The 15,712-nt window shown below is 50.7% G+C and carries 17 protein-coding genes and 1 tRNA gene; 6 read left to right on the top strand and 12 right to left on the bottom strand.

The window, feature by feature from the left end; translation table 11 throughout:
- Positions 1-95: 95 nt before the first annotated feature.
- From C2U41_RS05230 to C2U41_RS05220, 3 genes are all read left to right on the top strand, one after another.
- Positions 96-956: a pirin family protein gene (locus tag C2U41_RS05230; protein WP_003035384.1), complete on the top strand. Its 861-nt coding sequence runs from the start codon at positions 96-98 to the stop codon at positions 954-956.
- Between the two features lie 16 nt (positions 957-972).
- On the top strand, positions 973-1,650 hold the full coding sequence (locus C2U41_RS05225) for an isochorismatase family protein (RefSeq protein ID WP_003035382.1): 678 nt from the start codon (positions 973-975) through the stop codon (positions 1,648-1,650).
- A 149-nt stretch (positions 1,651-1,799) separates the two neighbouring features.
- A tRNA-Ser gene (locus C2U41_RS05220) sits at positions 1,800-1,887 on the top strand.
- A 322-nt stretch (positions 1,888-2,209) separates the two neighbouring features.
- On the opposite strand, the gene rlmC is transcribed toward C2U41_RS05220, so the two are convergent.
- From rlmC to C2U41_RS05170, 10 genes are all read right to left on the bottom strand, one after another.
- Positions 2,210-3,337, bottom strand: coding sequence for a 23S rRNA (uracil(747)-C(5))-methyltransferase RlmC (gene rlmC / locus C2U41_RS05215; RefSeq protein WP_103848615.1), 1,128 nt, complete (start codon positions 3,335-3,337; stop codon positions 2,210-2,212).
- Between the two features lie 41 nt (positions 3,338-3,378).
- On the bottom strand, positions 3,379-3,867 hold the full coding sequence (locus C2U41_RS05210; protein ID WP_003035378.1) for a YbjO family protein: 489 nt from the start codon (positions 3,865-3,867) through the stop codon (positions 3,379-3,381).
- A 59-nt stretch (positions 3,868-3,926) separates the two neighbouring features.
- The gene (gene potI, locus C2U41_RS05205) at positions 3,927-4,772 is read right to left on the bottom strand and encodes a putrescine ABC transporter permease PotI (protein WP_003035376.1); all 846 of its coding nucleotides are present in this window, start codon (positions 4,770-4,772) and stop codon (positions 3,927-3,929) included.
- On the bottom strand, positions 4,769-5,722 hold the full coding sequence (potH, locus tag C2U41_RS05200; RefSeq protein WP_103848614.1) for a putrescine ABC transporter permease PotH: 954 nt from the start codon (positions 5,720-5,722) through the stop codon (positions 4,769-4,771). The genes potI and potH overlap by 4 nt, the downstream gene beginning before the upstream one ends.
- Before the next feature lie 9 nt (positions 5,723-5,731).
- Positions 5,732-6,865 (bottom strand): putrescine ABC transporter ATP-binding subunit PotG, encoded by a 1,134-nt coding sequence (potG, locus tag C2U41_RS05195; protein WP_003035373.1) that lies wholly within the window; start codon positions 6,863-6,865, stop codon positions 5,732-5,734.
- A 138-nt stretch (positions 6,866-7,003) separates the two neighbouring features.
- Positions 7,004-8,116 (bottom strand): spermidine/putrescine ABC transporter substrate-binding protein PotF, encoded by a 1,113-nt coding sequence (gene potF / locus C2U41_RS05190; RefSeq protein WP_003035370.1) that lies wholly within the window; start codon positions 8,114-8,116, stop codon positions 7,004-7,006.
- A gap of 433 nt (positions 8,117-8,549) precedes the next feature.
- On the bottom strand, positions 8,550-9,026 hold the full coding sequence (locus tag C2U41_RS05185) for a YbjN domain-containing protein (protein ID WP_003035368.1): 477 nt from the start codon (positions 9,024-9,026) through the stop codon (positions 8,550-8,552).
- A gap of 90 nt (positions 9,027-9,116) precedes the next feature.
- Positions 9,117-10,019, bottom strand: coding sequence for a 30S ribosomal protein S6--L-glutamate ligase (rimK, locus tag C2U41_RS05180; RefSeq protein ID WP_003836932.1), 903 nt, complete (start codon positions 10,017-10,019; stop codon positions 9,117-9,119).
- Positions 10,020-10,078: 59 nt separating this feature from the next.
- Entirely contained in the window at positions 10,079-10,801 is a 723-nt protein-coding gene (gene nfsA, locus C2U41_RS05175) for a nitroreductase NfsA (protein ID WP_103848613.1), read from the bottom strand.
- On the bottom strand, positions 10,785-11,075 hold the full coding sequence (locus tag C2U41_RS05170) for a YbjC family protein (protein WP_003845523.1): 291 nt from the start codon (positions 11,073-11,075) through the stop codon (positions 10,785-10,787). Before C2U41_RS05170 ends, nfsA begins: the two co-directional genes overlap by 17 nt.
- 172 nt (positions 11,076-11,247) lie before the next feature.
- On the opposite strand from C2U41_RS05170, the gene C2U41_RS05165 reads away from it, so the two are divergent.
- Entirely contained in the window at positions 11,248-11,511 is a 264-nt protein-coding gene (locus tag C2U41_RS05165) for a GrxA family glutaredoxin (protein WP_003035358.1), read from the top strand.
- 34 nt (positions 11,512-11,545) lie between these two features.
- On the opposite strand, the gene C2U41_RS05160 is transcribed toward C2U41_RS05165, so the two are convergent.
- On the bottom strand, positions 11,546-11,926 hold the full coding sequence (locus C2U41_RS05160) for an inner membrane protein YbjM (RefSeq protein WP_003035356.1): 381 nt from the start codon (positions 11,924-11,926) through the stop codon (positions 11,546-11,548).
- Positions 11,927-12,195: 269 nt separating this feature from the next.
- Here C2U41_RS05160 and C2U41_RS05155 point away from each other — a divergent pair, with 269 nt between their 5' ends.
- Positions 12,196-13,881, top strand: coding sequence for an aspartate:alanine antiporter (locus C2U41_RS05155; protein ID WP_003035354.1), 1,686 nt, complete (start codon positions 12,196-12,198; stop codon positions 13,879-13,881).
- 61 nt (positions 13,882-13,942) lie between these two features.
- Here C2U41_RS05155 and C2U41_RS29290 read toward each other — a convergent pair whose 3' ends face one another.
- Positions 13,943-14,224, bottom strand: coding sequence for a hypothetical protein (locus C2U41_RS29290; RefSeq protein WP_148373768.1), 282 nt, complete (start codon positions 14,222-14,224; stop codon positions 13,943-13,945).
- A 165-nt stretch (positions 14,225-14,389) separates the two neighbouring features.
- Here C2U41_RS29290 and C2U41_RS05150 point away from each other — a divergent pair, with 165 nt between their 5' ends.
- A complete protein-coding gene (locus C2U41_RS05150; RefSeq protein ID WP_103848612.1) occupies positions 14,390-15,601 on the top strand; it encodes a multidrug effflux MFS transporter in 1,212 nt (403 codons plus the stop codon).
- Positions 15,602-15,712: the final 111 nt, after the last annotated feature.

Genomic DNA, 15,712 nt, shown 5'->3' with positions numbered 1-15,712 from the left:
TTATGAGACAGTGAGAACTATTTTAGCTACTACTCAGCTCGCTGTCATGAATATAAGCTTATTCACATCAAGATAACGCCACTGAGGAGACACAAATGAAACACGTAACAGGCGTCTACACCGCACCTCGCCCGCACTGGGTTGGCGATGGATTTCCGGTTCGCTCGATGTTTTCTTACCAGTCTCATGCTGAGCAACTAAGTCCGTTCCTGCTGCTGGATTACGCCGGTCCACATACGTTTACGCCGGGTAACGAAAAACGCGGCGTAGGCGAGCACCCTCACCGTGGTTTTGAGACAGTGACCATCGTTTACAGCGGCGAAGTTGAACACCGTGATTCAACCGGTCGCGGCGGCATTATCGGCCCCGGCGACGTGCAGTGGATGACTGCGGGTGCAGGGATATTACACGAAGAGTTCCATTCACCAGAATTTACCCGTCAGGGCGGCGAACTGGAAATGGTACAGCTGTGGGTCAATCTGCCAGCAAAAGACAAAATGGCCGTTCCGGGTTACCAAGGCATCAGCAGCGATGTGATCCCCTCTGTCGCCCTGCCTGATGAAGCAGGAAGCGTTCGGGTGATTGCGGGCAGCTATCAGGATACAAAAGGCCCGGCACATACCTTCTCGCCGCTGAACGTTTGGGATATGCGTTTACAACGTAATCATCAGCTCACGTTGTCCCAGCCGGAAGGATGGAGCACTGCGCTGGTGGTATTGAAAGGGAATATCACCGTAAACGGCACTACGTCTGCCAGCGAAGCGCAACTGGTGGTGCTGAGCCAGCAAGGGAAAACGCTGCATATTGAAGCCTCCAGCGACGCCAGCGTGCTGCTGCTTTCTGGAGAACCGTTGAACGAGCCGATTGTAGGTTACGGTCCGTTTGTAATGAACACGAAACAAGAAATCGCTGAAGCCGTACGCGATTTTAACTCCGGCCGCTTTGGCCAAATCTGAATCGAAGGAGAAGAATATGTCCAGTCCTGCAAACTTTAATGGTTCACGTCCCGTCATCGATGTAAATGATTCCGTCATGCTGCTTATCGATCATCAGAGCGGGTTGTTCCAGACCGTCGGCGACATGCCAATGCCAGAACTGCGTGCGCGTGCCGCCGCGCTGGCTAAAATGGCGACCCTGGCGAAGATACCTGTGATTACCACGGCATCCGTACCGCAGGGACCTAACGGCCCGCTGATCCCGGAGATCCACGCTAATGCGCCACATGCCCAATACGTGGCGCGTAAAGGCGAAATCAACGCCTGGGATAACGAAGACTTCGTGAAAGCGGTAAAAGCAACAGGTCGCAAGACGCTGATTATCGCCGGTACGATTACCAGCGTGTGCATGGCTTTCCCGGCTATCAGCGCGGTTGCGGAAGGCTATAAGGTCTTCGCAGTGATCGACGCTTCCGGTACTTACAGCAAAATGGCGCAGGAAATCACCCTGGCTCGCGTTGTTCAGGCTGGCGTCGTGCCGATGGATACCGCCGCCGTCGCGTCTGAAATTCAGGGCACATGGAACCGTGAAGACGCCGCCGAATGGGCGGAAGTGTATACCAAAGTCTTCCCGGCTTATCAGTTGCTGATCGAGAGCTACAGTAAAGCCCAGGAAGTCGTGACCAACGGCGAAAAACTGGACTCTCAGCGCTAATCCTATCCTCCGCGCCTGCCTGGGCGGAGGAATATGTATATTGCGTAACCAAACGAGAGTTAACACGTAAATTCTGCTTGACCGTTTTAGCGCAACTCCCTATAGTAGCGCCCCGTTGCCCCCCAAGCGGTCAGGCAGCAATACAATATGGTGAGGTGTCCGAGTGGCTGAAGGAGCACGCCTGGAAAGTGTGTATACGGCAACGTATCCGGGGTTCGAATCCCCGCCTCACCGCCATATTTTAAGAAGAGCTCGTACGCAAGTACGGGCTTTTTTTTCGCATGTTGCACAGCCTGGCGGGGATGAAAAGCCCGGACCGGGGTTCGACTACTGGCGCAGCCAGTTGGACAGACTGAGAGCGCAGCGAACAGGCTGCCCGCAGGGCGAGCGAAGCGAGTCAATCCCCGCCTCACCGCCATATTTAAAGAAGAGCTCGTACGCAAGTACGGGCTTTTTTTTCGCATATTGATTTGCCGGATGCGGTGCAAGCACCTTATCCGGCCTACGAATGACGAACAACCTGTAGGCCTGATAAGCGAAGCGCCATCAGGCATAGCAATTATTGTCGGCTGAGTAGCGTTAACACTTCATAATGCGAGGTGTGCGGGAACATATCGAAAAGCTGAACGCGTTCAATTCGATACCCAGGCAACTCACGAATATCCTTCGCCATGGTTTGCGCATTACAGCTGGAATAAACAATAAAACGCGGTGCCATGCGGGAAAGAAAATCGCACAGCGGTTTCCCAATCCCGCGACGCGGCGGATTCACCAGCACCAGATCCGGAACTTCGTCCTGAGCGGTAGCAAACTGAGTTGAATCCAACGCCTGAAAATGCAGATTCTGCAATCCAAGTTCCTGCGCCGACTGCTTCGCGCAGGTAATCGCATCTGGCGCGATTTCAATCCCCGTCAGTTTCATTTGCGGTGTAGCGCAGTGCAGGCCAAAACCCCCAACGCCGCAAAACAGATCCCACATGTGATTAACCGGAAGCTGACGCACCCAGTCGCGCGCCGTGGCATACAACTGCCCCGCCACCACCGGGTTAGTCTGGAAAAAGCTCTGTGGGCGGATCCACAACGGTACATCGTTAAAGCGTTCCGCCAGCACCTGTTGTTCCGTCAGGAAGATTTCTGTCTCCCCTTCCATAATCGCCATATGCACCGGCTGAATATTGGCAGTGATCACTTTTAACTGTGGGAGTTGTGCCTGCAGCCAGGGCAGCGCCGCGCGCAGCTGTGCCAGTTTTGCTTCAGAACGCAGGACAAAACGCAGCATCATGCCACCATCGAACCGGCTTTCCGTTAACAACAAATATTTCAGTTCCCCGCGTTTACGCGCAACGTTATAGGGCGTTAACCCTGCTCGGGCGATAAACGGCTTAAGCGCGGAAAATACGGACGCAAAAGACTCAGGGTAGAGCGGACAGTCGCACAAATCTTCCGGCGTACCGTCACGATGCAACATCCCCAGCAACGGTTTTTCCACGCTGCCGCTGACCACCATTTTGGCTTTATTGCGAAACGCGCTTTCCGGACCACTGACCGGCGCGCACCATTCTCCGACCGGATAATCGGCCAGCAGATTCTGCAGATCGGCTGTTTTAGCGAAGAGTTGATCGGCGACAGGCTGTGTTATCCACTGACAGGAGCGACAGCGTTCGGCGTCATAAAGTGCGCACTGCATACAAAGACCTACAAATTAACCGGGGGCCAAGATTATACACGTTATTGCAAACGGAAGAACCGCCTGCTGGACGCAGGAACAAACAGTAGCAGCAATACCAGCATATCCGGCAGTTTTTGCATCACCAGCGTATGCAGGATTTCGCGTCTGGACTCCCCCGCAATACTGAACAGTTCGGGATATCCGTAGCCCAGCGAAGCAGCCCACAGATAGACGCTGGCGATAATCTGGGTCAACAGATAGATCCAGCGTGCCCAGTTCCGTCCTTTTACCAGCGAAAATGCACAGTAAATTTCGATAAATAGCAGCACCAGACTGCCCAGAAACACCAGCGTCAAATTCCAGGTCTGCACACTGCGATGAATAAACTCACTGGTTCCACGAAACCCAAGCGTATTAAAAATCATCAACAGATCGAGACAGCGGATCATAATAATAGCCAGCGCCGCCACCTGCACCAAAGCAGGGACGTTTAAGCGAGCATGTGATGTGGATGATTTCTTAAAAAATCCCAACGCGTCGTCTTCCATGAAAACGGCGCAACCACCACAGCTGCGCCGTATAGACAGGTTGGCAGATTTTAGTTTTTTCAGCCGCGTCTTGCACGTTGGATATCGCGGATCCGTTGTTTTTCTGTTCGCGCCATCAGATACCACGCGATAAATCCGATAATTCCTACCACACCAAGAATCAGCGTTGCCAGCGCGTTGATCTCCGGGTTCACCCCCATACGTACGCTGGAGAACACCAGCATCGGTAACGTTGTGGCGCCAGGACCAGAGACAAAGCTGGCAATAACCAGATCATCGAGTGACAGCGTGAAGGCTAATAGCCAACCGGAAATCACCGCCGGCATAATCATCGGCAGCGTGATGACGAAAAAGACCTTCAGCGGCGTGGCGCCAAGATCCATCGCAGCTTCCTCAATGGAATGATCCAGTTCGCGCAAACGTGAAGAAATCACCACCGCTACGTACGCTGTACAGAAGGTGACGTGCGCCAGCCAGATGGTCAGCATTCCGCGATCAGCCGGCCAGCCGATGGCGTGAGCCAACGCTACAAACAGCAGCAGCAGCGACAAACCGGTAATGACATCTGGCATAACCAGCGGCGCGGTGATCATAAAGGCGAAACCATTCGAACCACGAAAACGACCAAAGCGCACCATTACCACGGCGGCGATGGTACCAAGGATTGCCGCCATCGTCGCAGCGCCTGCGGCAATCGTTAGGCTCATGCCTACGGCGCTTATCATCGCGGTATCGTGAAAAAGCTCGCCATACCAACGCGTTGACCACCCTGCCCAAACCGTCACCAGCTTCGAGCTGTTAAACGAATAGATAACCAACATCAGCATCGGCGCGTACAGGAAGGTAAAGCCAACTACCAGGATAAAAATACGCCACGGCGAGCGAACGACCGGTAAGTTATTCATCCGTGTTCCCCCACGCTTTTTTGCTGATATTTGTGGAACCACATGATCGGCACAATCAGTAACAGCAGCATAATAATGGCGACAGCAGAAGCCACCGGCCAGTCGCGGTTATTGAAAAACTCCTGCCAAAGCACACGGCCAATCATGATGCTGTCCGGGCCGCCCAGCAGCTCAGGGATCACAAACTCGCCAACAGCCGGAATAAACACCAGCATTGACCCGGCAATAATCCCGCCCTTGGTCAACGGCACAATCACGCTAAAGAAAGTCTTCAGCGGTCGGGCACCTAAATCCAGCGCCGCTTCCACCAGCGAGTAATCAATACGGGTCAGCGCGGTATAAATCGGCAGCACCATAAAGGGCAAATAGGCGTAAACAATGCCGATATAGACCGCCAGATTGGTGTGCAAAATAGTCAACGGTTGGTCGATGACACCCAGCCACATCAGAAAGTTGTTCAGGACGCCGTTGTTTTTCAGGATCCCCATCCAGGCATACACGCGAATTAAAAACGAGGTCCAGGACGGTAGGATCACCAGCAACAGCAGAATATTACGCGTTGAGGGTTTACTGTGCGCGACTGCCCATGCCAGCGGGTATCCCAGCAGCAGACAACAGATTGTCGAAATTCCCGCCACCTGTAACGATTGCAGGTAGGCATCGAAATAGAGCGGATCGTCCGTCAGTTGCAGGAAGTTGCCTAAGTTGAGCGTGATGGATAACTGATCGTCAGCCCATGAAACGAGGTCGGTATACGGTGGAATAGCCCGCGCCATTTCCGCCAAACTGATTTTGAAGACGATCAGAAACGGCAGCAGAAACAGAAGCAGCAGCCACACATACGGCAGCGCGATCACCAGCTTGCGTCCGTGCTTCATTTGCAGTCGCGACATAAACAGCGTGAATCGCCCTGCTTTATCCACACGCGCCGGAGGTTCAAGTGTACTCATCTTCGCTCCTTAAACCGTCAACACCACACAGCTGTCCGCATCCCAACATAAACGGACTTCGTCACCCCAGGTTGGTAACCCTTTACGATAACGATGCTCATTTTGTAGCTGGGCGCTCAACATCTGACCGCTTTTCAAACGTACGTGGTACACCGACAAATCACCCAAATAGGCAATGTGCACCACTTCGCCTACCGCGAAGTTATAACCCTCTGGCGGAGGCGCTTCGCAGAGCATGATTTTTTCCGGACGTAGCGCAACATACACCGGGACGTTATCGACAACAGAAGCATCGGCGTCCACTTTCAGCGGATGTACCAGTCCTGGAGACTCAATCACCAGACCATCTTCCCGACGTTCTTTCAGCAGTCCCTCAAAAACGTTTACCGAACCGATAAACTCTGCGCTGTAACGCGTGGTCGGATGCTCGTAGATCTCTTCTGGCTCACCAATCTGGACAAATTTTCCACGATTCATGATCGCAATACGACCCGCCATCGTCATGGCTTCTTCCTGATCGTGCGTCACCATCACGCAGGTCACACCGACGCGTTCCAGGATATCCACTACCTCCAGTTGCATGCGGTCTCGGAGTTTTTTATCCAGCGCCCCCATTGGTTCATCCAGCAGCAGCAGTTTTGGACGTTTTGCCAGGCTGCGCGCCAATGCCACGCGCTGACGCTGGCCGCCAGAAAGCTGATGTGGTTTGCGTTTAGCGAACTCCTGCATATGCACGAGTCCCAGCATCTCATTCACCCGACTGGCGATTTCAGCCTTCGGCAGTTTGTCCTGCTTGAGACCAAAGGCAATGTTCTGCTCAACAGTCATATGCGGAAACAAGGCGTAGGACTGAAACATCATATTAATTGGACGCAGATAAGGCGGGACATGCGCTAAATCGACGCCATCAAGCATGATTTGCCCGGTAGTCGGCAGTTCAAATCCCGCCAGCATCCGCAGCAGTGTCGATTTGCCACAGCCGGACGCGCCGAGCAGAGCAAATATTTCACCTTTGTAGATAGTAAGATTGACGTCATCAACGGCGTGCTGACCGTCAAATGACTTGGTCAGATTGCGAATTTCAAGCAGCGGGGTCAGCGCCTTGCGGATTTTCGCTTGTGGGCGTGGGGTTGCATCATTCACTCAGGTGCTCTCCGGCATAAAACAAAGAAACGGTGCAAATAACGCACCATAACGGTGCGTATTGCCGGGTTATATGTGTCCGGGCTCAACGCTGCCCGGCAGGCACAAATCCTGCCGGGTCATGTCCCAAACATCGGTTTATTTCCCGCTTTTTACCTTCGTCCATGCGCGGGTACGTACACGATCGATCTTCGGATCCTGTACTTTCAGTGTGAACAACTTAGCTCGCACATCCGCAGGCGGGTAAATACCCGGGTTGTCACGAACTTCAGGGCTGACCAGAGCCGTCGCTTCTTTGTTGGCATTGGCATAAAAAACGTGGTCGGAGATATGCGCAATCACATCAGGGCGCAGCAGGTAGTTGAGGAACTGATAGGCTTCGTCTTTGTTTTTCGCATCGGCAGGCATCGCGAATACGTCAAAGAACGCCATTGCACCTTCTTTAGGAATTGAGAAGGAAATATTGACGCCATTTTTCGCTTCTTTCGCACGGTTTGCGGCCTGCCATACGTCCCCAGCCCAGCCGATTGCAACGCAGGTATCACCGTTTGCCAGGTCGTTGATGTACTGCGAAGAGTGGAAATAGCGAATATTCGGTCGCAGTTTCAACAACAGATCCGTTGCCGGTCCGGTGTAATCATCCGCTTTGGTACTGTTTGGATCTTTACCCAAATAGTTCAGCACCGTGGCGAACACCTCTTCGGGGGCATCAAGGAAAGAGACGCCGCAGCTTTTGAGTTTTTCCAGATTTTCTGGCTTGAGGATCAAATCCCAGCTGTCAACCGGCGCATCCGGCCCCAGCACAGCTTTAACTTTATCCACGTTGTAACCAATACCGGTCGTAGCCCACATATACGGCATCGCAAACTTGTTGTCCGGATCGTGTTTGCCCACCAACTTCAGCAGTTCAGGATCAAGGTTTTTCCAGCCCGGCAATTTGCTCTTATCCAGCGGTTGGAATACGCCCGCGGTCAGTTGACGCTCAAGGAAGCTGGCGGATGGAACGACAAGGTCAAAGCCGGTACTGCCAGCCATGAGCTTACCTTCCAACACTTCATTGGAATCAAATACGTCATAGATGACTTTAATTCCGGTCTCTTTTTCAAAATTAGCCACCGTGTCCGGGGCAATATAATCAGACCAGTTATATATATGCAGCGTTTTTTGTTCAGCAGCGAGCGTGCCGGCAGAGACGGCCATCAGAGCACCCGCAACCAGGCCTGATAACCATTTTTTATTTAAGGCGGTCATAATCTCTTTCCTTCTGAAAGTTCGTTAACAAACGAACAAAAATGTCACACTCTAATGATATGCAAGAAACGTGCATATTCTTTCATGCGGCACCGATGTAAAGAGAGACCTCTCCTCACGCCGCTATTGCTCGCTGGCATCCGCCCAGGCATTCAACATACATTGTGGCCGTAGAACAGGTCACAAGGGGCTGTTTAAATGATGACGTTGGTAAGCTTCGCAAGAATAACTTTAGCCAGGAATTGTGGATATAGCCCAGATTAAAAAACGTCTTTTATCAATTTTTTATGCAGGAATTGTCTATGACGTAAAGCGGAAGGCGCTGAATAGAGGTGAATAATTCTTTAATGAAAGGTTAAATACAGAATAAAAACGGGCAATACGCAACCGCTCTGGCAGCGGCTGCGCAATATATGTCCAGATTCAGGAAGAATTAGTGGAGAAAATGAATTTCAGCGGTGCTATTCTGCGCATCTTCTTCAGCATTAAATAACAGCTGATGCGCACCGGCTTCAAGGATCACCATCGATATCTGCTCTTCGCTCTGGCGAACAAAACATTCAAACTGCTCAAACGTCACGCCCGGCATAACGGATAAAGACTGGCAAACCACCAGTTTTGGCAGATTATCATCCTGCATATCCAGAAAAGCTTTCACCGTCAGTGAGCTGGCATTGATCGCGGACAGATCGGCGGCCAGCGGCAGCAGTGCAGAAGGTCTGACTTCTGCCATCGCGGAAAACAGAATGACGTTATCGACCAAATCAACTTTTGCATCAAAGATGCCGTCAAAATTCTGCATGTGCGGTAAATGCAGCGCCTGACAGGTATCGCATTCAAAAAAACTCATGCCCAGGTCGTCGAGCCATTGACGCAACGTATCCAGAGTGGGAACGACCAGTGATGTCATAATAATGTGCGACCTCTATTGATGAAAAAAATACCGGCACAGCTTACGCAAAAAGAGCGTATCATACCACGATCGCAATCGATATTGCGCTTAGCCGCCGATTTTAAGGCAAAATTCAGGCGTAGCGTGACGTTCGATCCACTGGATCATCTTGCCAGCTATGTCTATCCCGGTGGTTTTCTCCACTCCTTCCAGCCCCGGGGACGCGTTGACCTCCATGACCAGTGGCCCTCGATCAGCGCGCAGAATATCAACGCCTGCAACGTCCAGGCCCATAGTCCGGGCGGCTTTGAGCGCAATTTCTCTTTCGCGCGGCGTGATACTCGCAATAGTCGCCACACCACCGCGATGGAGATTAGAACGAAAATCGCCCTCTTTAGCCCGTCGTTCAATGGCGGCCACTACTTCGTCGCCCACCACGAAACAGCGGATATCGCGCCCCTTCGCTTCTTTGATATATTCCTGAACCAGGATATGGGCATTCAGCCCACGAAAGGCATCTACCACGCTTTCTGCAGCCTGCCGCGTTTCCGCCAACACCACGCCAATACCCTGGGTGCCTTCAACCAGTTTCACCACTAACGGCGCACCGCCAACCATGTCAATCATGTCGCTGGTATCGTCGGGAGAGTGGGCTATCCCGGTGATGGGTAAATCAATTCCCTGACGCGCCAGCAGTTGTAGCGAACGCAGCTTATCGCGCGCTCGTGTAATCGCTACCGACTCATTCAACGGATAGCTACCCAGCATCTCAAACTGGCGCAGCGCCGCCGTCCCATAAAAGGTAATCGCGGAACCAATCCGCGGGATCACCGCGTCGAAATGGGGAAGCTGACGGCCCTTATAATGAATAGAAGATGCCGCCGGACTGATGTTCATATAGCAAGAAAGGGGATCGATAACTTCAACCAGGTGACCGCGCTGCATCGCCGCTTCACGCAGGCGTTTACAAGAATAGAGCGTTCCGTCCCGGGACAAAATGGCAATTTTCACCCTGCACCTCTCTGAATGACCTGGTAAAAGCTGGCGTATCATACACTGGGTTAAAATCTTTAGCGCGTGGCCCATCCCTGTTTATGCAAATATTCCAGGATAAAGGGGCGACTTTCTTTAATGATGGTACGGCGAATGTGATCGCTCCAGGTGTCACGACGCGTATTGCTGCCGCGGGTCAGATAGTACTGCGCAAGCTGTTCGTCATACTGCGACAAAACGTCTGTATCGAGCGGCTGATACTGGTTTTCGTGCACAACAAGCGACGCTGGCAGGCGCGGCTTGATATCCGGGTTATCCGCAGGCCAGCCAAGGCACAAACCAAACAGCGGCAGAACGTGCTGCGGCAGCTTCAGCAGTTCGGTGACCGGCTCAATATTGTTACGCAGACCGCCAATGAATACGCCGCCAAGTCCCAGCGACTCTGCCGCCGTCAACGCATTTTGCGCCATCATTGCAGTATCAACCACGCCCAGCAGCAGCTGTTCCGCCAGCCCAAGTTGCGCATCAGGGCAAATCTGCAAATGACGATTAAAATCAGCGCAAAACACCCAGAACTCAGCGGCCTGGGCCACATGCTTTTGGCCGCCAGATAAGGTAGCCAGCGATTCACGCAGAGATTTATCCGTTATACGAACGATCGTCGTGCACTGTAGAAAACTGGAGCTTGACGTTCCCTGAGCGGCGGCAATAATCGCCTCACGCTGTGCATTCGAAATAGCATCATCGGTAAAATGGCGAATGGAACGGTGGCTGCGGAGTAAATCAATGGTTGGTGTCATCTCTTTTGTCTCTGTCTAAATCAGTTGAATCACCGGGTGCGCGTGACATCAGTTGCGGTGCCAGCAGTTGAGCAATACGCCACATCAACGCCACCGCAGCAGGGAGCATCAGCAGTACGCCCAGAAATATCATCACCACGCAGGCTAACGGGCTGTTAAGCGGTGCGGGCAAGGTGAGGTAATCGTTAAGCGATAGCAGCGCCAGCGATAACAAAACCATCCCAATTATTTCCAGCATCAATACGCTTTTGGGTAATACACCAATTGTGCGCATACGCGGCCTCCCGGCGAAATGGCTTTCATTATAAAACGTTCCGGCTTGCCGTGTTTAACAGATATAGCTTGAGGATATCAAAGCAACAGGCTGAACCTGCTTTCCATCCGTCACAAATCGCGGCATCATAACAAGTATTGCCATCCGGCCTGATAAGTTCGAGGAGAAAGAGATGTTTGCCGTTATTTTTGGTCGCCCAGGGTGCCCGTATTGCGTGCGCGCAAAAGAATTAGCAGAAAAATTAAGCAGTGAGCATGACGATTTTAACTTCCGCTACATTGATATCCATGCTGAAGGAATTACCAAAGCAGATCTGGAAAAAACAGTAGGTAAGCCAGTTGAAACCGTTCCGCAGATTTTCGTCGATCAAAAACACATCGGCGGCTGCACGGATTTTGAAGCATGGGCAAAAGAGAATATGAATCTGTTCGCCTGATAGCTGTTTCTACGCCCTCAGCTTGAGGGCGTCATCAGTTCTTTTTCCGCCGTTGATGCTGATTGAATAAGCTACTGATAAATAAAAAACATAATGCGCCAAGCGCGCACCAGAACACCGCACTAAACAACCACGCCAGCTCTTGCCACAATGAACGCGTCGGCATAAAAACGAAACGCATCAGTAACAGGCAGCACGGCGCCGCCAACATTGCACCAAGAAGGGGTTTGAGTACTTCCCGACGATGGGAAAAAAAGCTTGCTGCAGCACCAGGTAAGATAAAAAACAACAATCCGACCTCAGGATGCCCTGCTGCTCTGAATGCCCCTTTCACGTTCAGCGTTAATGAAAGACACACCACAATAAAGAGCACAAAGCAGCAGACCGCACTCGCCCAACTTTGCTTATGTTTCAATCGTTCCTCCTGACACATTCTCTATCGAACACTCTTTTCGCCCGCAGGCGTCCAGTCAGATAAAGTAACTCGGCATTCCATGCCAAAAACACACCCACACGATTCTTATAGCCGTTGATACGTAATGAGATTAAACTAGCCGCATATATTGTTATGCTGCATTATTCGGGGCTGTGTACGATGCTATCGCCCCTTAATTTCTGGCAAAAACATTAGCGTAAATTGCCATTTCTTTCAATAGCTTACTAGTAAACAAGAAGTTAGTCTCCGTGAATATAAACGTCGCAGATTTGTTAAATGGGAATTACATCCTGTTATTATTTGTGGTCCTGGCTCTGGGCCTGTGTCTGGGCAAATTGCGTCTGGGTTCAGTCCAACTCGGTAATTCCATTGGCGTTTTAGTGGTCTCCCTATTATTAGGTCAGCAGCACTTTAGTATTAACACCGATGCATTAAATCTCGGCTTTATGCTGTTTATTTTTTGCGTCGGCGTCGAAGCCGGCCCCAACTTTTTTTCGATTTTTTTTCGCGATGGGAAAAATTATCTAATGCTTGCCCTGGTGATGGTCGGTAGCGCAATGCTGATCGCCCTGGGGCTGGGTAAGCTATTTGGCTGGGACATCGGCCTGACGGCGGGTATGCTGGCTGGCTCGATGACCTCAACGCCGGTGCTGGTCGGCGCAGGTGACACCTTGCGCCATTCAGGAATGTCAGGGACACAACTTTCAAGCGCTCTCGATAACCTGAGCTTGGGTTACGCCCTCACCTATTTGATTGGTCTGGTCAGTCTGATTGTTGGTGCGCGCTATTTGCCGAAACTTCAGCATCAGGACCTGCAAACCAGCGCCCAACAAATCGCGCGTGAACGGGGCCTGGATACTGACGCCAATCGTAAAGTTTACCTCCCGGTGATTCGCGCCTATCGCGTTGGCCCGGAGCTGGTGGCATGGGCCGATGGTAAAAATCTGCGCGAACTGGGTATTTATCGTCAGACCGGTTGTTACATTGAACGTATCCGTCGCAACGGCATTCTTGCCAACCCGGATGGTGACGCGGTGCTGCAAATGGGCGATGAGATAGCCCTGGTGGGTTATCCGGACGCCCATGCCCGCCTCGATCCCAGCTTCCGTAACGGTAAAGAGGTGTTCGATCGCGATCTGCTCGATATGCGCATCGTCACTGAAGAAATTGTAGTGAAAAACCACAATGCCGTTGGTCGTCGCCTGGCCCAGTTGAAACTGACCGACCACGGTTGTTTCCTGAACCGCGTGATCCGTAGCCAGATTGAAATGCCTATTGATGACAACGTCGTGCTCAACAAAGGTGACGTATTGCAGGTCAGCGGTGATGCTCGTCGCGTGAAAACCATTGCCGATCGTATCGGCTTCATTTCGATTCACAGTCAGGTGACCGATCTGCTGGCCTTCTGCGCCTTCTTTATCATCGGTCTGATGATCGGGATGATCACCTTCCAGTTCAGTAATTTCAGCTTCGGCATCGGGAATGCGGCTGGACTGCTGTTCGCCGGTATCATGCTGGGCTTCCTGCGAGCCAACCACCCAACGTTTGGCTACATCCCACAGGGTGCGCTGAACATGGTGAAAGAGTTTGGCCTGATGGTATTCATGGCTGGCGTCGGTTTAAGCGCAGGCAGTGGCATTGGTAATGGACTGGGGGCCGTCGGTGGTCAAATGTTGATTGCCGGTCTGGTAGTCAGCCTGGTTCCGGTTGTTATCTGTTTCTTGTTTGGTGCTTACGTATTGCGCATGAACCGCGCCCTGCTCTTTGGCGCCATGATGGGCGCACGTACCTGTGCTCCGGCAATGGAAATCATCAGCGACACCGCACGCAGCAACATCCCTGCGTTAGGCTATGCCGGGACCTACGCGATAGCCAACGTTCTGCTGACATTAGCGGGGACACTCATCGTCATTGTCTGGCCTGGCCTTGGTTAGCGCTGAAATTTACCCTTAAACGAAAATTTTTTGCAGGTAAGCAGAACTTTTCTTCAAGGTGTCAGTCATAACTATTGCCACTGCTTTTCTTTGATGTCCCCAATTTGTGGAGCCCATCAACCCCGCCGTTTTGGTTCAAGGTTGATGGGTTTTTTGTTGCCTGAAATTCACTACTGAAAAAATCAATCACCAACACCAACACCAACACCAACACCAACACCAACACCAACACCAACACCAACACCAACACCAGCAGTATGCCTGTATTCGAAGTCAGTGTACTTATGGTTCCTCGTGCTGCCTGGCAATCAAACACAATTAAATTTAACTGGAACCCTACCATCGAAAATTATGGCTATATACCTGTGACTCATATCTCAATTTTTTGAGTCAAAAGTTTGACAGTTCATTTCAACTCTGTTTTATTGCCTACACGATAATTATCCACAACATCTCTATTTAAATAGTGAACTTTTTCATGCTTTTAATTTACTCATGGTGATAAGTAATGAAGCTGCAAACTGTTATTCATAGAAAGAACATAATTTACTTTACTGTCGGCCTGGCCATGTTGACGATAATGGGGATTCTGGGAGTGGACACTTATTTACCTTCAATTCCCGACATCGCAAAAGAATTTGAAAAAAATGTCTCAACCACGCAGTTGTCGATTATGGTTTATACCCTATGCATTGGTTTTGGACAGCTAATTTTTGGTCCATTATCTGATGCTATTGGCCGGCGAAAAATTATGCTTACAGGTGCGGTTATTTATGGCGTGACAACATATTGTCTCACGCTCTCAACCGATCTGGTTATGTTTCTGGCGATCCGTGTCATACAAGGTCTTTCTATATCAATAACGCTGGTTACAGCAATCAGCGCAGTTCGAGATGTAACTCGTGGTTCAGTGGCCGCGACGCTGTATGCCATCATCATCACTATCGAAGGTGTCGTTCCCATTGCTTCGCCCCTGCTGGGAGGGGTAATTAATGACTTATGGGGATGGCGCGCAATTTTTTTAATGATATGTGGCTATGCTATTATAACGTTAACATACGTTTATTTTAACTTCCCTGAAACACTCAGCCATGAGAGAAGGGTTGCCTATTCATTGAAATCATCATTTAATACGTATAAAGAGATCAGCAAACAACCTCGATTTTATCTACCTTGTCTGTCTCTTGGTCTGTCATTCTCGCTGATTTATTGCTATGTCACAGCCTCCCCATTTATTTTTATGGTTACGTTTGGATACTCATCAACGCAATTTGGTGTGCTTTCATCAATTATTGGAGGCTTCCTACTGCTGGGGGCTGCATTATCAGGTAAACTTCTTAAGAAACGGTCTGCGCCGCAAATTTTGAATTCGTGGCTGAAAATCATCGCCTCATTTATTGTACTGTGTATTCCATTAATAATACTTAGTTATCACGTCAATATTTTTATATTCTTCTTTATTATCCTGATGTTTGCTGGAGGGATGTTCGAATCACTCTATACCTACCTGACCATGTCCAGCCAGCGCACCAACCTGGGAGCGACCTCTGCGTTGATGGGAGCCGCCTCGCTGGTTATTCCGTCAGTTATCGGAGGTGTCGGTAGTTTTTTAATTGAGCTAAATACCAGCATCTGGATGATGTACTTGCTTTTGATAATTTTGATAATGATATACATGTTAAAGAAATATCAAACACTTACAGTAACTGATCGGCGTTAAAATGAGCTGATAGACATTGCTGCTATAAGACCTATAGCAGCAATGTCCCCGACATAACCTGATTTTCATCGCTGAGTGAGGTTCCCCGGAAACGCTTTCTCAAATTTGCAG

It is taken from the genome of Citrobacter freundii complex sp. CFNIH4, assembly GCF_002934505.1.
GTDB classification, from domain to species: domain Bacteria; phylum Pseudomonadota; class Gammaproteobacteria; order Enterobacterales; family Enterobacteriaceae; genus Citrobacter; species Citrobacter freundii.
This window is presented reverse-complemented; position numbering and strand designations above follow the sequence as displayed.